Annotated in this window: 21 protein-coding genes; 8 read left to right on the top strand and 13 right to left on the bottom strand. The window is 62.2% G+C overall.

Going from position 1 to position 17821, the window contains the following annotated elements; all coding sequences use genetic code 11:
• Nucleotides 1-31 precede the first annotated feature (31 nt).
• Genes PLU72_04450 through PLU72_04435 form a run of 4 tightly spaced genes read left to right on the top strand, consistent with a single transcriptional unit; the run spans nucleotide 32 to nucleotide 3042 of the window.
• Nucleotides 32-658, top strand: coding sequence for a carboxypeptidase regulatory-like domain-containing protein (locus PLU72_04450; protein HOT27419.1), 627 nt, complete (start codon nucleotides 32-34; stop codon nucleotides 656-658).
• 44 nt (nucleotides 659-702) lie between these two features.
• Nucleotides 703-1458, top strand: coding sequence for a hypothetical protein (locus PLU72_04445; GenBank protein ID HOT27418.1), 756 nt, complete (start codon nucleotides 703-705; stop codon nucleotides 1456-1458).
• Nucleotides 1459-1499: 41 nt separating this feature from the next.
• Nucleotides 1500-2297, top strand: a complete 798-nt coding sequence (locus PLU72_04440; protein ID HOT27417.1) for a MotA/TolQ/ExbB proton channel family protein — start codon at nucleotides 1500-1502, stop codon at nucleotides 2295-2297.
• Between the two features lies 1 nt (nucleotide 2298).
• Nucleotides 2299-3042: a flagellar motor protein MotB gene (locus tag PLU72_04435; protein HOT27416.1), complete on the top strand. Its 744-nt coding sequence runs from the start codon at nucleotides 2299-2301 to the stop codon at nucleotides 3040-3042.
• Here PLU72_04435 and PLU72_04430 read toward each other — a convergent pair.
• The 13 genes from PLU72_04430 to PLU72_04370 are packed head-to-tail and all read right to left on the bottom strand — an operon-like array spanning nucleotide 3030 to nucleotide 13503.
• Nucleotides 3030-3848: a tetratricopeptide repeat protein gene (locus PLU72_04430; GenBank protein ID HOT27415.1), complete on the bottom strand. Its 819-nt coding sequence runs from the start codon at nucleotides 3846-3848 to the stop codon at nucleotides 3030-3032. The genes PLU72_04435 and PLU72_04430 overlap by 13 nt on opposite strands.
• A gap of 9 nt (nucleotides 3849-3857) precedes the next feature.
• Complete coding sequence (locus tag PLU72_04425; GenBank protein HOT27414.1) at nucleotides 3858-4238, bottom strand: hypothetical protein; 381 nt, start codon at nucleotides 4236-4238, stop codon at nucleotides 3858-3860.
• Nucleotides 4239-4267: 29 nt separating this feature from the next.
• Nucleotides 4268-4945: a hypothetical protein gene (locus PLU72_04420; protein ID HOT27413.1), complete on the bottom strand. Its 678-nt coding sequence runs from the start codon at nucleotides 4943-4945 to the stop codon at nucleotides 4268-4270.
• Nucleotides 4942-6633, bottom strand: coding sequence for a hypothetical protein (locus PLU72_04415; GenBank protein ID HOT27412.1), 1692 nt, complete (start codon nucleotides 6631-6633; stop codon nucleotides 4942-4944). Before PLU72_04415 ends, PLU72_04420 begins: the two co-directional genes overlap by 4 nt.
• The gene (locus PLU72_04410; GenBank protein HOT27411.1) at nucleotides 6630-7046 is read right to left on the bottom strand and encodes a hypothetical protein; all 417 of its coding nucleotides are present in this window, start codon (nucleotides 7044-7046) and stop codon (nucleotides 6630-6632) included. Before PLU72_04410 ends, PLU72_04415 begins: the two co-directional genes overlap by 4 nt.
• The gene (locus tag PLU72_04405; protein HOT27410.1) at nucleotides 7043-7453 is read right to left on the bottom strand and encodes a prepilin-type N-terminal cleavage/methylation domain-containing protein; all 411 of its coding nucleotides are present in this window, start codon (nucleotides 7451-7453) and stop codon (nucleotides 7043-7045) included. The genes PLU72_04410 and PLU72_04405 overlap by 4 nt, the downstream gene beginning before the upstream one ends.
• Complete coding sequence (locus PLU72_04400) at nucleotides 7450-7833, bottom strand: prepilin-type N-terminal cleavage/methylation domain-containing protein (GenBank protein ID HOT27409.1); 384 nt, start codon at nucleotides 7831-7833, stop codon at nucleotides 7450-7452. Before PLU72_04400 ends, PLU72_04405 begins: the two co-directional genes overlap by 4 nt.
• A complete protein-coding gene (locus tag PLU72_04395; protein HOT27408.1) occupies nucleotides 7830-8291 on the bottom strand; it encodes a hypothetical protein in 462 nt (153 codons plus the stop codon). Before PLU72_04395 ends, PLU72_04400 begins: the two co-directional genes overlap by 4 nt.
• 36 nt (nucleotides 8292-8327) lie before the next feature.
• A complete protein-coding gene (locus PLU72_04390) occupies nucleotides 8328-8843 on the bottom strand; it encodes a prepilin-type N-terminal cleavage/methylation domain-containing protein (protein ID HOT27407.1) in 516 nt (171 codons plus the stop codon).
• Nucleotides 8844-8895: 52 nt separating this feature from the next.
• Nucleotides 8896-10116 carry a type II secretion system F family protein gene (locus PLU72_04385; GenBank protein HOT27406.1) on the bottom strand — a complete coding sequence of 407 codons (1221 nt, stop codon included), beginning with the start codon at nucleotides 10114-10116 and terminating at the stop codon, nucleotides 8896-8898.
• Nucleotides 10113-11867, bottom strand: a complete 1755-nt coding sequence (locus PLU72_04380) for an ATPase, T2SS/T4P/T4SS family (protein HOT27405.1) — start codon at nucleotides 11865-11867, stop codon at nucleotides 10113-10115. The genes PLU72_04385 and PLU72_04380 overlap by 4 nt, the downstream gene beginning before the upstream one ends.
• A gap of 53 nt (nucleotides 11868-11920) precedes the next feature.
• Nucleotides 11921-12682, bottom strand: coding sequence for a tetratricopeptide repeat protein (locus tag PLU72_04375; GenBank protein ID HOT27404.1), 762 nt, complete (start codon nucleotides 12680-12682; stop codon nucleotides 11921-11923).
• Nucleotides 12683-12687: 5 nt separating this feature from the next.
• On the bottom strand, nucleotides 12688-13503 hold the full coding sequence (locus tag PLU72_04370) for a cupin domain-containing protein (protein HOT27403.1): 816 nt from the start codon (nucleotides 13501-13503) through the stop codon (nucleotides 12688-12690).
• Nucleotides 13504-13589: 86 nt separating this feature from the next.
• On the opposite strand from PLU72_04370, the gene PLU72_04365 reads away from it, so the two are divergent.
• From PLU72_04365 to PLU72_04350, 4 genes are read left to right on the top strand one after another with little or no spacing between them, the layout of a single operon-like run.
• The gene (locus PLU72_04365; GenBank protein HOT27402.1) at nucleotides 13590-14177 is read left to right on the top strand and encodes a hypothetical protein; all 588 of its coding nucleotides are present in this window, start codon (nucleotides 13590-13592) and stop codon (nucleotides 14175-14177) included.
• On the top strand, nucleotides 14164-16701 hold the full coding sequence (locus PLU72_04360; GenBank protein ID HOT27401.1) for a hypothetical protein: 2538 nt from the start codon (nucleotides 14164-14166) through the stop codon (nucleotides 16699-16701). The genes PLU72_04365 and PLU72_04360 overlap by 14 nt, the downstream gene beginning before the upstream one ends.
• Entirely contained in the window at nucleotides 16694-17137 is a 444-nt protein-coding gene (locus PLU72_04355) for a prepilin-type N-terminal cleavage/methylation domain-containing protein (protein HOT27400.1), read from the top strand. The genes PLU72_04360 and PLU72_04355 overlap by 8 nt, the downstream gene beginning before the upstream one ends.
• Entirely contained in the window at nucleotides 17137-17808 is a 672-nt protein-coding gene (locus PLU72_04350) for a hypothetical protein (GenBank protein HOT27399.1), read from the top strand. Before PLU72_04355 ends, PLU72_04350 begins: the two co-directional genes overlap by 1 nt.
• The last annotated feature ends 13 nt before the right edge of the window (nucleotides 17809-17821 follow it).

The raw sequence follows: 17821 nt of genomic DNA, 5'->3' as shown, positions 1-17821 counted from the left end.
GGATTCACACCACGGAAGGAGTGGGGGTTCTATGTTGAAACGATATCAGGTGTTCCTGGCTCTGGTGCTGGGTGTTGCACTGCTCACCGCCGCCGGCTGCGGAACGAGTACCTCATTGCGCGGAAGTATCACGGGAACGATCGTCGATTCCCAGACGGGGATTGGTATCTCGGCCGCATCCGTTATGACGTCGCCGTCGACCACGACGGTCAAGACGGATATCAACGGCAATTTCACCATTCCTGACGTCCAGCCGGGGGTGTATACGGTCACGGCGAACGCCACCGATTACAACTCCAATTCCATCACGGTCACCGTCGACAACGGCCTGACCGCGACGACCAATCTGACGCTGGTTTCGATGGGCGGAAGCTTTTCACGCAACGTTCTGCCGATTCTGATGGTGAACTGCTCGATCGTCGGCTGTCACGACGACAGCACGGCGGCCGCCGGCCTTCGGCTGAACAGCTACACCAGCCTGATGAAGGGCTCCAGATATGGTGCCGTTATTTACCCGTATGATGCGCAGAGCAGCAAACTCATCAAGCGCATCAAGGGAATCGAAACCCCCCGTATGCCCAAGAACCGGTCGGCTCTCTCGACCGCCGATCAGGGGCTCCTCTCTAACTGGATCAACGGCGGCGCCCGAAACAACTGATGGCGCGAGCGGCTGACAAGAGTATTACTGGAGGAATGAATTCTATGGTGGACAAGAAAAAAGTGTTCTTTATCGGATCGGGGATCCTCATCATGGGAAGTCTCTCCTGGGCCGCTTCGACCATGCCGCAGGCGGCTGCCACGACGCGGGTGAAGAGCGCCGTTCCGGGCTACCAGCGTGCGTCAACCGCGCAGCCCGCCCGCCCCGCCGCGCCGCCAGCCGTTCCGGGAAGTCTCGCGCTTGTTCCTCCGCCGGTCGAGCTGCCGAGCACGAACGCCCCGATCGCCGTCACCCCGGTGAAACCGGGCGGAGCAGTCGCGGCGGCAACGGCGGCGCGGACGCAGCCCGCGAAGAAAACCGCAAAACAGCCGGAGAGCCGCGTGAAAGCGGCGACGGCGATGGCGACTGTGAAAAAATCGGACAACCTGTTCTCCTACGTCCGCATGCTCAACTATAGCCCTCATCCGCAGGAGGAAGAGTTTCTGCGCGACAAGCCGCTCGTTCTCAACGGTCACCGGTACTGGCTGAAAGTTTCCTACAAGGAGTCGTGGGACGTCATCGACGATGAGAACGGCCGTTTGAAGCACATCGGGTTCGGCATCAAGCTGATGGAAGGCGACAAGGTCGTCCGAGATCTCCAGATCCCCGCGACCAAGCTCGATGCGAAGAAACTGAAGCGCGGACAGGTTCTCGGCATTGCCGAAGTGGCACCGTACAAGTTCAACATCGCCGTCGACGAGTTCAAGGTCGTCGGAGGCGGCCTGAGCGAGCTGGTGTTCAAGTTCGACCTGAGAGGTTGATCCCGGCCCCCCGCCCCCAGAACATTCCAGGAGCTCCGCCCGTGGACAAGATAACGATCTTCGGAACCCTGCTCGCCGTTTCGAGCCTGCTGACAGGCCTCAAACTGGGCGGCGGCGACGTGATGACTTTCCTCGATTTTCCGTCCGTGCTTGTCGTGTTCGGCGGATCTCTCGGAACCATCTGGATCGCCTACAGCCGGGAACGAATCGTGACTCTGTTCGGCCAGATCCGGCAGGCATACCGAATGCCTGCCGATTTCGAATATCAGAAGATCGTCGGGGAGATCCTTTCCCTCTCGGATCTCGCCAGGAGAAACGGCGTTCTCTCGCTCGACAAGAAGCTCATCGAGATCGAAAACCCCTTTCTGCAGCGCGGGCTCCAGATGGCCGTCGACGGGATCGACGCGAAGGTCATCGAGGACGTCATGACGGCCGAGATCCATTCCCGGGCCATGCGGCATGCCGACGTGAAGTCGTCGATCGATTTCTACGCCAGCATTGTTCCCTCGTTCGGTCTGATCGGCACGATCCTCGGCCTCGTCACGCTTCTTCGGAACATGGATGATCCCTCGACGATCGGCTCGTCGATGGCTCTCGCCCTTCTGACCACGCTGTACGGAGCTCTCGCCGCCAACATGTTCCTTCTCCCTTGGGGCCGGAAGATCGAGGAACGCAGCAACAGCGAACAGCTCTACGGGGAACTCATCCTGCGAGGGTGCCTGATGATCGCGACCGGCGCTCACCCGCGCATCGTGCGGGAACGCCTGCTGGCGCTACTGCCGGGCCACTCCCGGCATCTTCTTGGAAGCCCGACCTCGGCTGCCGGGGAGTCGAAATAGGGTGGTCACCCGAAGATCCACCGGCCCGACGGCGCCGCTCTGGTGCCTCACCTACAGCGACCTGCTCACCAACATGCTCTGCTTTTTCGTGATGCTCCTGATGTTCACGACGTTCGGCATGAAAAAGGCGAACAAGCAGAAGTCGCAGGCCCTCTCGTCGGCATTCGAACAGCCGATGGGCACTCCGCGGAACCAGGGGGTGTATCAATGGCTCGTTTCGGGTGGCAAAGGCGTTCTTCTCCTGCCCAATCCCCGGAACGTCTCCGAGATTCCGCGCATCGTGAGGCGGTTGAAAACGCAGATCCAGGGCCTGAACATGCGCGATCAGGTGCTCGTTGCGAGTGAAAGCGACGGCGTGAAAATCCGCATGCCCGCCAAGGCGATCTTTCAGGGTGGAACGGCCTCGCTGAAACCGGAAGGGGAACAGATTCTCGGGGCCCTTGCGACGGTTATCGGCGAATCGAAACATTTCGTCCGGATCGACAGTCATTGCGATGACCGGCCCGCAAAAAGCTCCGTATATCCGAGCAACTGGGAACTGTCGTCGGCGCGCGCGTGCTCGGTGCTGAGATTTTTCACCGAAAAGAAGGGACTCGAACCCGGCCGCTTTTCCGCACAGGGATTCGCCGATTCGCGGCCCGAAACGGACGGCATCACCGAGGAGGGCCGCGAGAACAACAGGCGCGTCGAGATCGTGATCCTCGCGGGCAAGCCGAAGGCCCGCGGAGAGCCTCAGTGGGAATGACCGCCTGAATCGATGAGGCTTTGAGCCATTGCGGCCAGGGCGCGCGCTTCCGCCGCCGATTCCGATGGTGCGCCGATCGAAAGCAACGGTGACAGGACGTCGAGAGCTTCGCCGAATTTTCCCATCTGGATAGCCGCGCGGGCGAGTCCGAGACGAGAGGGGCCATGGTCCGGCTGACGCGCCACCGCCTGGGAATACATGATATATGACTTCAAATAGAACGCCTCTTTCAGCGCCGCTCCGCCGGCGGTTTCATATTCTTCGCCCGATGAGCCTCCTCCGGGAAGCTCCTGCGGGGCGGCCGTCTCGGAAACCCAGAGCGGATCCCTGCTGAGGACCGGTTCGAGCCCCGGCGGGCGGATTTCGCCGACGGATGCCGCCGGGACTGGGCCGAACCAGGCCTTCCTGAACCGTTTTGCGGTTTCCCCCTCGTCATGGCCTGGAAGCGGGAGGGGAAAGATATCGAACGGCCCGTTCCGGTACTCGAGCTCGTCAAGAAGTTTCCTGTACCGCCGCACGACGGGATGTCGCGGCGCTTTGAGCGAGGCCGATCGGAACCACTGCTTCGAATCGGAGTATCTGCCCGCCTCGAACTCGATGAGCCCCAGAAGGACGAGAGCTTCCACGTTGTCGGGAAAATACCGCTGGAACGAGAGCGCCTCCTCCCGTGCCGCATCGGTCCTGCCGGTTCTGTACAGTTCCGAAGCCGTTCTCAGGGAGCTCGTCAGTTCGCCGCCTTCCGCGGCAACCGCCGCGCATGCGAATAATGCCGGCAGAAGGGCGTTCGACGCGAAGAATCGGGGCATCCGAGGCTCCTATTGCTGCGACGGATCCTTGACGTCGCTCCAGTCGGGAGACGGGTGGCTTTCGCCGCCGATATTCTGGAACGAATCGGGCATGCTGGACGGTAGTTCGGTAGGCATGGTTTCCTCCGTCTCCGTGCCCGTTGCGGAAGGTTCGGGAATGGCGACGGCCTCCGTCGCAAAAGCGGCCGACTCCGGCAGGCTGACCGGCTGGCCGGCTCCTGGGCCGGGATTGCGCTCGATGTCATACGAATCGCCCTGTTTGTAATCATCGGGCGGCGGGTAATCCTCCTGGCTGGTGACGGCGACGTACGCCTGATGGCCGATCACCAGAAAGACCGCCAGAAGGATCAGCACCAGACCCCATTTCCATGATTCTTTCCCTAGTTCCATGGTGTCATCTCCGTGTGGGCACTCGGCCGTTACCGGCCTGAATTCGCACGGCGCGTCGCGCCGGCATCGTGTGATCCGAGCGTGGGAAACGTCAGCCGCAGGTCGCCGCGGACGATTCCGGACCCGTCGAGATCGAGGTTCATGGTCTGTACTCCCCAGAGCGGGAGCTTCTTCTTCAGCAGGTCGAAAAAACGGCCGAACGACGGATAGGTCGCCTTCAGCTTCAACGATACGGGAAGGACTTCGACGCCGGGCCACTCCTCGTCGCCCTCGTCGGTTTCGGCGCCGACCGGCATTCCGTTCTCGTCCAGTTGGGGCAGTTCGGGCGGTTGCATTGGAGCGGCTCGGGCGGCTGCGTTCTGCGAACCGGCTTCACCCTTCGCCCGGAACGGCGGATGGAGTTCGAAGCCCTGGACGACGACGTCGGTCGCCGATGCGACGGCCAGCACCCCGCCGAGCAAGAGGCTTTCTTCGCCCGGGTTCATGACTCGACCGGGAGGGCCGATCTTGAGCTGATCCTTCACCTTTTCGGAAAGCCGCTTCAGGTCTTCTTCGAGCTGCCCCTGTTCTTCCTGGAGACTCGCCAGAATGGCCTTTTCGCCCGAAATGTCGGCGGAGAGGGGGGCGACGAGAACCCGGTGGGCGACGAAGACTGCCAGGAGGAGGCAGGCGAGGGTTGCCGCCGTCGAATAAGCGAGCTGTTTCACGGCAGTTCTCCCTTCAGAACGAATTTCGACCGGTCATCGCCGCTTCTGGTGAATTTCGATTTGATGCTTCTGATCCGGGAGAGGGCGCCGTTGCGGATCAAAGAGGCGGAGAAGCCGGCGAGAGACTCCGGCGTCCCGCATGTACCGCGGATTTCGAGGAGACGGCCGCGGAGCTCTTCGTTCGGTTCCTGATCCGGGGCCTGGCCGGAACCGGCGAGCGCGGACTGCGGCTGAATTGGCGGAGAAACGGCGCCGGATTCGGCGGAAGAGTTGATTTCATCCCCTGGCGGCAACGGCGTTTCCTCTTCGGTTTCCTCCTGTGAGGAGTTTGTCATGCTCGTGAGACGAATGCGATTGAGCATGATGCCGTCCGTGCGGGAACGTGCGATGCGGAACAGAAGTTCTGCGGGCGTCGGGTGTGAGGTCAGCAGGGGGTTGAGGGCGTGACGCTCGGTCGGCGACATCCTGTCGGCCAGGGCGCCGGCGGCGGTGCGCGAGCCGGCCTGTTTGAGGCGCAGTTGATCGACCGTCGCCCGGACGATGCCCGTTTTGTGCCTCGCTTCGGCGAGTTCAGCCGAAGCGCCTGAGCGCAGGAACAGAGTGGCGGCGAGGATCAGAGCCAGGCCGATGCCGCCTCCGAACAGGGGGATCGCGGTCGTCAGGCGGGCGAACGAAGCTTCGCGTCTGCGTTCCAGCAGTCTGCCGAGCAGATCGCCGGAAGCGCCTTCCCGGTCGAGATGGGCGAGGAGGGTGCCGATGGCCGGAACATGGGGGAGCAGCTGCTTTCCCTGCTCGCCGCCGGACTTCATGACGGGCGTGATGTCGAGGCGTGACGACAGGTCGGGCAACGAGGTGCGGGTCGGGGCGAAATACTCCCGGGCGTGGTCCAGAAACTCGCCCTGAGCGGTGCCCCCGCCGAAAAACCTGATTTCATCGATCTGGCCGAGCTTGCTGACGGCCCGGAAGTAATCGAAGCTGAAGCGGATCTTCTGGTAGTAGACGTCGAGGTCCTGCGCCGCCGCCATCGTCTGGATCTCGCTCATGCCGGCCGGGATATGCCGGTAGAATTTGAGCTCGCCCGCCGCGAAGATCGTAAGGTGCGTGCTGATGTGACCGACGTTCGCGAAGGCTAGCGTCGGAATCGCACCCGCCTCTTCGAGGCCCCGCAGGGCGAAGGAGGCGAAAACCTCGCTGTAGGCGCCGCTCAGGGGGACGCCGGCAGCCTCGAACACCTCCGCGAATTTCACCAGAAGGGACTGGGGAACGCAGGTCAGGAGAACGGTTGGCGGAGCGTCCCGCAAAATCCTGTACCCGAAAATGAACGGTTCCTGCTTGAAGTTCGGGGAAAGCAGCTTGCGGCTCTCGAACTGGAGGATGCCTTCGACCTGATCGAGCTGAACCTGCGCCGGGAGCTCCGCGATCTTGGTCTGCAGTTCGCGGCTGTTGAACATCCCGGCGATCTCGATGCAGTCCTTGACGGGGAGGCGCGCGGCGAGCGAGCGGATTGCCTGGACCAGGTGGTCCCTGAAGGCGGCCTCGCCCGCGAACTCCGTCTGCGGGCGGAGCCGCTCCTCGTCAATGACGAGAAGGGTGTCGCGCCCCTGCCGGCGCTCGACGACGGCGGCCTTCACCGAGAAGGTGCCCAGGTCGAACGCCGCATACAGCCCGTCGGGGCGATGTCTCTTCATGAGGCCTCCTCAAAACGGCCGCGGCTCAGCCTGCCGCCCTGCCGTGACACGTCGCGCCGTGAAAGGCGTCTGTGCGCGACTTCGCGGCCGCCGTCCCGCACCGTTGCCGCGGAGTCCAGGTTGAAGCGGCCCTTCGCCGTGCGTGTCGCGGCGACTTCCACCTCGACCGTCCGATACTCGCCGAGCTTCGCCCGATACGCGAACCGGAACGGGGCCGGCCGCGCAGAGAGACGTGCCAGGCCTCGTTCGAGCCCTCCGTCCGCTGCGTGGAAACCAACCGTTTCGAGGGCGGCCGAACGTCCCATGTCGAGGCCGAGGCGGACGATATCCTGACTGCCCAGGACGAGAAAAAGCAGGACCGATGACACGACGAACGCGATATACAGGACAAAGCCGCGGCGAGTTGCGATCATGACGGATCCCCCCGTTCGCAGAAACACCAGGTTGTCAGCGGCTGGGCTTCCCCGTCGTCTTCGCGGCCGTTCCGGTTCGCATCGTCGAAGAGCCGCACCTGGACAAACCATGCGCGAGGCGCGCAGGGCCGAACGGTGAGACCCGCCAGGCGGAGCCGCGTATCGATGCTCCCGAGGACGCTCTCGCCGAATGAAGGGGAAAGAGCGGATGCGTTCCCCGCCGCAACGGCCTGTCTGCAGGCGCGCCTGAGGGCGGAAAGACCTTCCCGCTGTTTCCAGCCCCGCGCGATCTCGGTATACTGCCTGCCTCCGTAATCCAGCAACTGGAGCAGGCCCGTGGTCGTCAACCCCATGATGAGCATCGAAACGAGCACTTCGACCAGGGTGAACCCCCGCGTGACGCTCATCGGACGGCCCTCCCGCTTTCCGGAAGGAAGAGAAAGGATTCGACCGCCAGGCGGTTGTCCCCCGATTCGACCGTGCAGGCGAGCCTGATGCTCGGCTCGCCTGGCTGGGGCGTCCAGGCCAGGCTGGTTTTCCAGCCGCCCGGCAGGCGGAACCGGCCGCGGCTGTGCGCCGGGCCGCCCGGACGGAGTCCGGCCTGCAGATCGTTCTTCAGAAGCTCGATCTCGCGTTCGGCATACGCCGCGGCGCGTTCTTCGAACGCGGCCCGGCGCTCGAGCGCCTCCGCGCCGCGAAGGCCGCCCATCAGGCTCACGAGGGCGCCCGACATCACCAGGAGAGCCAGCAGGATCTCCGGCAGGGAAAATCCGTTCGTTTTCGTCATGGGGCCGCCTGGACTGACCGGTTCGACGCCGGCAGCTCCACCGTCACCGGCTGCAGGCCGCCGCCGGGAAGTTCGAACGCGAGAGAAAGCGATGCGATCGGGTGGCCTCCGGCATCGATGACGCGGTTCCCGTCGAACGTCAGGCCGCCCAGCAGGCGCTTCGAATCGTCTGTCCAGCCCGTACCGTCGAACGCGAGCCCCGGCGCATCGACGGCCGATATCCGGCGTCCGTCGCCGGAAAGCCGCACGGGAAGCCCGCGTTCGCACGCCCGCCGCCGGCAGGCTGCAACGAAAGCATTCAGATGATCAGTGGCGGTTCGCATGCGGGTGTCGCGCGTCAACGACGCATAAAATCGGATGCCGGCTCCGGTCAGGATGCCGAGTGTCAGCAGGACGATCAGAACCTCCAGGAGCGTGAAGGCCGCTCTCGCCCCGATACCTCGAACGCCGTTCGGCATCGCTTCGTGCCTTTCTCCGGCGGCCGGTCGGTCGGCTTACCAGTAGTGGTGAGCGCTGTCCTTCGAGCCGTCGGGGCCCATCTGCCCGTTCATGCCGATCCAGCGCGGCCCAAGGCGGAGGGCGCAGACGACGCCTCGCCCGCCCATGCTGCCGGTGGAGCCGATGATCCAGAGGCCCGTATTGTCGGTGTTATAGAACCGGTAGCTCGAACCCGGCCAGGCATATCCCCAGCGGTTCGCCGCTTCGGGGCAGATGAACAGCTTGGTGTCCTTCGCGATGTCGTTGAGCTGCAGCAGCGCGTTCGAATACTTCCAGCGGAGGTTGCCGGAACGGTCGACCCAGGCGTAGCGGTTCCGGCCCGAGTCGAGTTCGAAGTTCTTGGCTTCCCAGAGCGAGATCAGGCTTTCGATCGATTTCTGGTTCGAAAGACACGACTTCGCGCGGGCGACCGCGGCGATGCTCTGATAGCGGGGAATGGCGATTGCAACGAGAATGCCGATGACGAGCACGACGATCAGCAGTTCGACGAGCGTGAATCCGTTCCGAGTCATGAAGAGCCTCCCAGGATGCGTCGGCAGGCTGAACCTGCGTACAGCAGGAAGTCTAACGCACCATCTTGATGATGTCAAACATCGGCATATACATTGCCAGAACCAGCAGAACCACGAACAGCGCCAGAAAAACGACGAGAAAGGGCTGGATCAGCGCGACGAGCGCCTCGATCGTCGATTCGAGATTCCGTTCGAACATCAAGCCGGCTTTCTCGAGCATTGCGCCGATGTTGCCGCCGCGCTCGCCGACGTCTGCCATCAGGACGAGGCTGTCGGGAAACAGGTCGCGCCGCTTTCCCATGCCGGCCGAGACCGACTCGCCCCGCGCGACCCCCGCCTTGATCTCGGCGAGCGCGAGTTGGTAGAGGGGGTTCGTCAGGATCTTCTCCACGGCCCCCAACGATGTGAGAATCGGAACGCCGCACTTGAGAAGCGTGCCGAGCGTTCTGGCGAACAGGGCAAGCTGGAACTGCCGGGCGAGACTCCCGGCGAGCGGAATGGCGAGCGTCAGGGAACTCAGATACCGCCCGCCCGCCGCAGTCCGGCCGATCTGCCGGTATAAAAATATGAATAATATAAATCCAATAAGTATATAAAGAGAGTTGCCGCTCAGGAAGTTCGACAGGATGATGACGATCTGTGTCGGAAGAGGGAGAACCTGCCCCTGCCGGGTGACCTGCTCGATGAACATCGGGAACACCTTCACCAGCAGCGCCCAGCCGACGAGGAGCGTCATCGTGAGGAGGATGGCCGGGTAAATCATTGCGTTGCGCACTTTCGCCCGGATCCGGAACATCGAGTCGTACATCTGCGCGTATCGCTCGAGCACTTCGTCGAGAATGCCGCCGACCTCGCCCACCTCGACCATCGTGATGAACAGCGTCGAGAACACCCGCGGATGCAGTTTCAGGGCGTCGGAGAAGGATTTTCCCGACTCGATTTTCTCCTTGATGTCTTGCAGGAGAGCCTTGAGCGGCCCCGTCGGGAGCTGGCGGTGGAGGGCCTGCAGGCTTTGGAGCAGCGGGCAGCCCGCGTTGAGAAGGCTCGAGAGCTGCATGAGGAAGTAGTTCATGTCAGCCTGCGAGACCGAGAGCGTCGCGCGTTCCGCCTCGGCGACGAGCGTGGCTATCGGCGCCTCGGCGATGTCGAGCACGTAATACTGGCGGTCGGACAGCCAGGAGCCGACTTCCTCCTGGGTGGTCGCCTCCATGACGCCGTTGAACTGTTTCCCGCGAGCGTCGAGCGCCTGGTAGGTGAATCTGCGCTGACTCATCGCCCGGTGACCGGCGGAAGCTCGCCTTCCTCGCGTCGGGTCAGGCGCATCACCTCGTCGACGGTCGTGACGCCGCGCACCACCTTGCGAAGCCCGTCCTCGCGCATCGTGCGCATGCCGGAGGCGACGGCGGCCTTGCGGATCGTGCGGGCCGGCGACGAGTTCAGGATGAGCGCGTGAATCTCGTCGTTCAGTGTCATGATCTCGTGGATCGCCGTGCGGCCGACGTAGCCGGTGCGACGGCAGGTCAGGCAGCCCGTGCCGCGCGTGAGCGACTCGGGGGCGACGGAACTGCCGGCGAACAGCGCCTTCGCGGCGGCGTCGGGCAGATACGAAACGCGGCAGGATGGGCAGATGCGCCGCACGAGCCGTTGCGCCCCGACCCCAATGACGGCCGAGGCGACCAGATACGGCTCGACGCCCATCTCGATCAGGCGGGTCACGGCCGACGCGGCATCGTTCGTGTGCAGCGTCGAGAAGACGAGGTGGCCGGTCAGGGCCGACTCGATTGCGATCTGGGCGGTCTCGAAGTCGCGGATTTCGCCGATGAGAATCACGTTCGGGTCCTGGCGCAGGATCGACCGGAGCGTGCGGGCGAACGTGAGGCCGATGTCCGGTCGCACCTGCACCTGGTTGATGCTCGGGATCAGATACTCGACGGGGTCCTCGACGGTCGTGATGTTGACCTGGCCGTTCCGGATGAAGTTGATCGCGGCGTACAGCGTCGAGGTCTTGCCCGAGCCGGTCGGGCCGGTCATCAGGAAGATGCCGTTCGGCGAGAGCGAGATCGCCTTGAACTGCTCGAGCAGTTCTTCGTCGAAGCCGACCTGGTCGAGCGTGAGCTGCATCCGGCTCTTGTCTAATATACGAATAACTATTTTTTCGCCGAAAACCGTCGGAAGCGCCGAGACGCGCAGATCGATCGAGGAGTCCTTCACCTTGACCTTGATGCGGCCGTCCTGGGGAAGGCGTTTTTCGGAGATGTCCATTTGGGCCATCAGTTTGAGACGCGAGATCAGTTCGTTCTGGATCGACTTCGGCGCCTTCATCAGCTCGTTCAGGATGCCGTCGAGCCGATACCGGACCCGGATCACCTCTTCGTCGGGCTCGATATGGATGTCGCTCGCCCGGTCGGCGATTGCCTGCTGGATGACGGTATTGACGAGGTTGATGATCGGCGCCGCCGCCTGGTCGCCCTCGCCGATGTCGAACGTCGTGAAGAAACTTTCGTCGAGACGCTTCACCTCGTCGCGCCTCTCGGCCGCGAGGGTGTCGACGGCTGCCTGAAGCGTTTCGCTCGTGCCGTAATAGTGCCGGATCGCCGCCTCGAGCTGCGACTCGGGGCTGATGCCGACGACGATCTCATACCCGGTCTGGTAGTTGATCTCGTCGATGATGAAGACGTCCAGCGGGTCGGACATTGAGACCTGCAGGCGGTTTCCCTCGAGCGAGATCGGGAGCAGCGTGTGACTGCGCACGATGCCTTCGGGGATTGTCGTCAGGACTTCGGGGCGGATGGTCAGCGAGTTCAGGTCGAGGAACGGGATGTTCATCTGCCGGGCGAGGGTGACGGCGATGCTCTCCTCGGTCGCCATGCCGAGTAGAACGAGCACCTTTCCGAGCCGCAGACCGAGGGCTTTCTGCTTCTGCAGCGCTTCTTTCAGCTGGTCGGCCGATATCAGGCCCGCCTCGACGAGCGTATCGCCGAGCCGCTTCCGAGGCGCCGTTTGAGCCTTGGCCTGCATCGTCATGATACTCCAGTATATCGAATGCTATACGTGCGCGGCCCCGGCGTGCCGATCATTCAAGAGCGTTTCCAGAACCGTCGCCGGGCACTCTCATACCGGGGGTTGATCTCGAGGGCTCGCCGGAAGGCGAGCATCGCCTCGTTCGCCAGGCCCTTCGCCTCGAGCGCCTGGCCAAGCTTGTAATGCCCGTCCGCGTATCCCGGATACTTCTGGACGAACTGCCTGAGTTGGCGGATCGATTCTTCGACCAGTTCCGGACTGTCGAAAAGAACGGACAACTCATAATCGTAGGCGTCGGTGTCCTCGAACTGGTATTCGCCGAAGAACAGGGCGATCACTTTCTTGTATTCGACGAGGGCCTCCTCGCGATGGCCCTGCTCCTCGAGAATCTGGGCGAGCTCGTTGATGGCCTCGCGATATTTCGGATGCAGGGAAACAGCTTCCCGCAGCATTTCGGCCGACTTCGCGAGATCTCCGAGGCCGCGGTACGCCCGTCCAAGGTGAAAATACGCGTCGGGCCAGCGCAGATTCGCCTGGATCACCCGCTGGAATGTCGCGACGGCGTCTTCATACCGGCCGGCGTTCAGCAGGCACTTTCCGTAGTTCATTAGGTATTCGGGGGAAGGGTTCTGTTCGACGCACAGCTTGTACTCCGCCAGCGCTTCCTCGACGCGGCCTGCTTTCAGCAGCGAGTTGGCAAGACCATGCCTGATGAGGTGGTTGCCGTGATCGGCCGCAAGCTTCTTCCGGTTTTCCTCGATCGATTCATCGAGGAGACCCGGGCTGAAATACGAGCGGGGGCGGTCGGTAAGACTCACGATGCTTACTTCGAAGCCTTCGTCGCCGGCTTTACCGGTGTCTCGAGCTTCACGGAGCCGGTCGCCTGCTTGAGCCTGAACTCGAGCTTGCCGGGCTTGGCGGGGACGGCCTTGATGGTGTCCGGAGACGCCGTCGGAGCTGTGGGCGGAGCGGCTGTTTCGGCCTGGGATTCGTCATGGACCGCGCCGAGGAGCGGCCGGGGGCTTCCGGGGACGGGCGGGAGCGGAGGGCGGACGATCGCGGCCGGGGTTGTGGGTTCGGCGGCGGCCGCCTGGGCGACTTTCTTCGGGGCGTCTGGCCGTTCCCAGTTTCGGTACTCCTCTTCGGGACCCGCGGGGGAGTAATACTGGAGGAACTCGACCACGTCACCCGAGTCGTTCAGGTATTCATGAAACGTCTGCGGGGGAATATACGCGACCGAGTTGGGTCCCATGACCTTGACTTCCTTATCGATGCGGAGCGTGAGGTTGCCTTTGAGAACGTACACGGCCTCGGTCACGTACACGTGCCGGTGACTCTTGATGGCCGCGGTCGGCAGCATGGTCAGGTGCTGGAGCGCGGTGAGGGTCGGCCCGACCTTCGCCGAGTCGATGAGCAGCTTCACGCCGATGCGTTTGTCGGGGGACGTGTAGTAGGGTGCGTCGTCGAAGGCAAAGAACCGGTGCGACGACGGAGCCGCCGCTTCGGCGGTCTTTTTCTTCTTCTCCTTCGCGTGCGCGGACGGGGCAGGCCCCGTCACGAGGAGGACGGCGGCGACCAGCGGGAGAAGCGTGCGGCAAACGGGGAGGGCAGAAGCCCGGAGCATGGCTGTCATATTCATGCGGAGATGATATCCAGAGGTGAGACGGCTTGTCAAGGCGCGTATCGTTGACTTCCCCATGTGAATCGGGTACAGTAACAAGATACATGCATTGCATCGCACCATCCGCCGCCGCGCCTTCCCGGCGACTCGCGGCTGTCTGCCTGGTCTGGCTGTGCCTCCTCGCGGCGGGCACTGCCGGTTGCCGCTTCGCGGGACGACCCTCTGACCGGGCAACTACGAAGCAGGCCCGGGACCGAGCCGAACCTTCCAGAGGCTCCGCATCGGGGAATGGCTCTCGCCAGACCCCGACGCTTCGTTCTGTCTCCGCGGAGCCTCCCGCCGTCATCGAGGCCAGAAAGCGTGAGGAGAAGATCGTGGCCGATCTGGAACGGATCTCCGCCATGATGAAAGGCGGAAACCATGAGGGGGCGCTTCGCGAGGTCGACCGGATCGAGCGCGACAACCCCCGGGATCCGAACGTGACGATGCGGACGAGTTATCTCAAAGCCATGATTTTCCATCGCATGAACGATGTGAATCGCAGAAAAGAAGCCATGAACCAGATGCTGAAAAGCATGGAGGACGTGCAGAAAGATCCGCGGTTCCGCGCCGCCTTCGAAGACGGCACGGCGAACGCGGAGATCATCAAGATGAGCATCGATCGGGCAGGGGGCCGTTATGACGCGAACTGACCGCCGCGGCTCGGTATTCCTCATGGCCCTGACGGCATTGACCGTCCTGTTCATTCTCGGGTTTTCCATCACGTATTTCACCGGCTCGGAGGATTTCTCTTCGGCGGTGTCCTACGAATCCGAGGTCGCGTTCAACCTCGCCGAATCGGCGGTCGAGGAGTTCGTCGCGCGCCTGAAGCACTCGTTGAATAACGATGACAACAATAATCAGCTCTATAAAGTTCTTCGCGCCCGCAACACGAAAGTCGAAGACGAGATTCCGCTCGACGCCGCCCAAGTGGCGCGATTGACGACCTACACCCGCGAGACGGCGAAGCAGATTTACGGCATCTCCATCGATCGCGGCTTCCTGGTCGATGCCAAGATCATCCTGAAGCACATCAACGGCGTCGAGGCGAAATCCGGCAACAAGACCCTGTACAACCTCAAAAAAGAGGAGAAGGAAAAACAGGGCGAGCTGACGGTGAACGCCAAGGTGATTTATCGCGGGAAGTCGGCGCGCGTGACGCTTACCTTCCTTATCCGCGTCGTGAAGACGTTCGTGCCGCCGTTCAACTACTTCACGCTCTTCGTGAAGGACGGCACGGTGTTCGGCGACTCGTTCTTCAACAACTCGCCCTCGGACATCGGGGCCCAGCCAAAAAACCTGCGGCTCGACCACGGCTGGCGATCTCTGCCCGGCCAGGAAAAGTTCGACGCGGTCGACAACGTCTCCTACTGGGAAAACGCCCTGGCCATCAATGGATATGAAGCTCAGGTGCCGCCGGGGCGCGTCTACCTCGGCCAGGACCCCACCGCCAACATGCCGCCCTCGATCATTCTCCAGTCGACGAACGGCACGAAGCTGCTGACTGAGATGAAATCCGACGCCGGCGACTCACGGCGGCCGCTGAACGCCCAGGAAAACCTGTTCCTCAAGTTCGACGTCATCCCGAGCGCGGAGGGCGGGGAATGGGTCGGCATGAAGGACTACGTCAAGAAATACATGGAGCTTCAGGGCCAGGAAAAGACCAAGGATGGCGTTCTGGGCCTCTGGACGGGCTGGAGCAACGATACCAGGGTGCGCCTCATCAACGTGGGGGCAGACAAGATCCTGACCGATACGAAAGAAACGCTGGGCGAACCGACCTTCGGCAACGCGATGATCTCGTTCAACAACTACCGGAACCAGCGGCTGAAAGCCGCGACATCCCCCAACGAACGGCTGCTTCTCGAACGGCTGTATCCCGAGCCTGCCAACAGCGGCCTCGACCTTTTCGGGACGGCGGAACTCGAGGGAAAACCCGCTTCGCCGAAAGACGGACGCATCAATACCCGAAACATCTCGCCGACCCTCGTCTACGGCCAGGTGTGGCGCATGTACTATCGCATCGTGTCGATCATGACGAAGAAAAACAAGCGACTCGAACTTCCCTTCATCAACATCGACCCGGGATCCGACGGCTCGCCGCCCCCGATTCCCATACCCCCGGAGATAAAACCAGGCACGAACCTGACCGCCACGCAGGCCTTGACGCTGTTCACCATGTTCGGCGTTCCGAAAGACCATGCCCAGGCGCTCTACGACAACTGGGACGACATTCCCGACGGCCTCAAGGAAATGAAAAAATACCAGAAGTTCATGAGCGACGCCGGGGTCGAGCCGTACAATGCCGGCCTCGGAAACATGATCCAGCGCATCGCCGGAAAACAGGAAATCTATGCGGGGCCTCTCGCCAAACATCTGGTGCCGTTTCTTGCGAATGAGCCCTATCCGGGGATGAGCTCCGATCTGAGCAGCATCGTCAGCCAGTCTCCGGTTCGGCAGTATTTCGAGGGGGATCTGTGGCATGCCATTCCCGACCCCTCCGAAGCATACCTGTTGGATTTTTATTTCATTCCGAGAAGCACCGAGGATTTCTTCCGCGGCCGCACGACGATCTCGATCGGCGGAACGGTGTATGACCGGTTCCATTTCAAATACATCAACGACGTGCGCCAGTATCTGGCCGGAGCGAAGGGACAGGCCCTCGAGCTGAACGGCATTCTCGCGCTGAACGATTCCGAGGAACTGAAGCTGAACAACCTCAAGTTCCGTGGCCACGGGGTCATTTACTCCAGCCCGATGATGGGCGGCGGCCCCGTCGTCATTCTGGGCGACTTCTACCCGGCCGCCGCGGGCGGCGGAGCGACGAGCATCGACGCCAACCCCGAGCGGGACATGATGACCATCGTCGCACCCCGCATCGTCATCGACACCTCGACCGCGGCGAACGACCCGTGCTATATCGAGGCGAATCTTATTTCCGTGAGCGAGCCGATCGTGGTCTCGGGATCCAAGAGCGTCAGGATCAGGGGCCAGGTCGTCACGCCGTCTCTCAACCTCGACAACGCCTTCCGGACCCCCGGCACCAACGTGATAGAATACAACCCCCTGAATTCGATCTGGCGGAAGGACCGGCCGACCCTGATGGACGAGATGTTCGTCGCCAAGATCGTCACCGGGGGTGTCGGAAAATTCGACTGGAAATACGAACATGACTGACTTGCGACGAACCCGCGCCGCCTTTTCGCTGATCGAGATCCTCGTCGTCGTCATGCTGCTCTCGGCCGGCATCCTCCCGATCTACTCGCTGATGAAATCAGGCCAGCGCCGCATCGTGCGCGCCGACACGCGCGTTATCGCGACGCTGTTCGGGGCTTCCGCCCTCGAGCTCGCCAGGACGCTCGGATACGACCGCGCCCAGAAGCTCCCCCAGGAAAAGGACTTCGTCGAAATCCGGGAAAGCGCCGCGAAGAACGGCTTCAATCTCGAATTCGCCTGTAACCTCCAACCGCTGGTTCCCCTGCCGAAAGGCGCGAAGCCGGTCTACCTGCTGAGGATTATCATCACCGTCACTGCGACCGGCCGCACCTTTACGGACATCCCGCCGCTGCGGTTCGTCACGATCCTGACCGACCCGCGATACAACTACTACTGATGAAGAATATCCAGCCGACACGACGAACGCCGCACGACAGGGCCCGGCATGCACGACACGCCATGACGATGGTCGAACTGCTCTTCGTGGTCGGCATGATCATGCTGATGAGCGGCGCGATCTACCAGATCCTCCGCAATGTCCAGAAAAGCTTCATGCACGCCCGCAACAAACTCGATATCCTGCAGACGACGCGCATCATCATGTCCGGCATCCGCAACGAACTTCGCAACGCCATCGACAAGCCGGAAGCCTCGCTGCAGGACGACGCAAACGTCATGAACATCCCCGTCTCCGCCAAGGAAACGGTTGTCTATCATTTCGACAAGGCCTCGAGGCGCCTGTACCGCGGGAAAAAAGGGAACATCAAGGAAAGCGATCCGGATATTTCCGATATGCGGCCGTTCATGTTCGACGACGGCCAGATCCTGAAATTCGAGTTCGACAACAGTTACAGGAACTCGGACTCGTTTGTCGAATCGGAGTTGTCGCTGAACTCGAAGGTCTGGTTCAAGGTCTCGATGACCATTTTGTATACCGAGAAGTTCGCGACCCTCAGCGAAGCCGAAAAACAGAAGATTCTGAACGATCCGACCGACCCGCGGGTGAAGCAGTTTTTCATGATGATCACCCCGCGCCGCGTCAACTGGCTCCTCCAGGCAACCCAATAAAAGCAGGTGTAGG

Source organism: Candidatus Ozemobacteraceae bacterium (genome assembly GCA_035373905.1).
GTDB lineage: Bacteria > Muiribacteriota > Ozemobacteria > Ozemobacterales > Ozemobacteraceae > MWAR01.
This window is presented reverse-complemented; position numbering and strand designations above follow the sequence as displayed.

Bases quoted from the DNA above. Each gene is read 5' to 3' on its own strand.
- PLU72_04410 (HOT27411.1), bottom strand. From the start codon at position 7,046: ATGATCGCAACTCGCCGCGGCTTTGTCCTGTATATCGCGTTCGTCGTG.
- PLU72_04380 (HOT27405.1), bottom strand. From the start codon at position 11,867: ATGACGATGCAGGCCAAGGCTCAAACGGCGCCTCGGAAGCGGCTCGGC.
- PLU72_04360 (HOT27401.1), top strand. From the start codon at position 14,164: ATGACGCGAACTGACCGCCGCGGCTCGGTATTCCTCATGGCCCTGACG.
- PLU72_04400 (HOT27409.1), bottom strand. From the start codon at position 7,833: ATGACGAAAACGAACGGATTTTCCCTGCCGGAGATCCTGCTGGCTCTC.
- PLU72_04425 (HOT27414.1), bottom strand. From the start codon at position 4,238: ATGGAACTAGGGAAAGAATCATGGAAATGGGGTCTGGTGCTGATCCTT.
- PLU72_04445 (HOT27418.1), top strand. From the start codon at position 703: ATGGTGGACAAGAAAAAAGTGTTCTTTATCGGATCGGGGATCCTCATC.
- PLU72_04385 (HOT27406.1), bottom strand. From the start codon at position 10,116: ATGAGTCAGCGCAGATTCACCTACCAGGCGCTCGACGCTCGCGGGAAA.
- PLU72_04405 (HOT27410.1), bottom strand. From the start codon at position 7,453: ATGAGCGTCACGCGGGGGTTCACCCTGGTCGAAGTGCTCGTTTCGATG.
- PLU72_04350 (HOT27399.1), top strand. From the start codon at position 17,137: ATGAAGAATATCCAGCCGACACGACGAACGCCGCACGACAGGGCCCGG.
- PLU72_04365 (HOT27402.1), top strand. From the start codon at position 13,590: ATGCATTGCATCGCACCATCCGCCGCCGCGCCTTCCCGGCGACTCGCG.
- PLU72_04370 (HOT27403.1), bottom strand. From the start codon at position 13,503: ATGAATATGACAGCCATGCTCCGGGCTTCTGCCCTCCCCGTTTGCCGC.
- PLU72_04390 (HOT27407.1), bottom strand. From the start codon at position 8,843: ATGACTCGGAACGGATTCACGCTCGTCGAACTGCTGATCGTCGTGCTC.
- PLU72_04395 (HOT27408.1), bottom strand. From the start codon at position 8,291: ATGCCGAACGGCGTTCGAGGTATCGGGGCGAGAGCGGCCTTCACGCTC.
- PLU72_04430 (HOT27415.1), bottom strand. From the start codon at position 3,848: ATGCCCCGATTCTTCGCGTCGAACGCCCTTCTGCCGGCATTATTCGCA.
- PLU72_04355 (HOT27400.1), top strand. From the start codon at position 16,694: ATGACTGACTTGCGACGAACCCGCGCCGCCTTTTCGCTGATCGAGATC.
- PLU72_04415 (HOT27412.1), bottom strand. From the start codon at position 6,633: ATGAAGAGACATCGCCCCGACGGGCTGTATGCGGCGTTCGACCTGGGC.
- PLU72_04450 (HOT27419.1), top strand. From the start codon at position 32: ATGTTGAAACGATATCAGGTGTTCCTGGCTCTGGTGCTGGGTGTTGCA.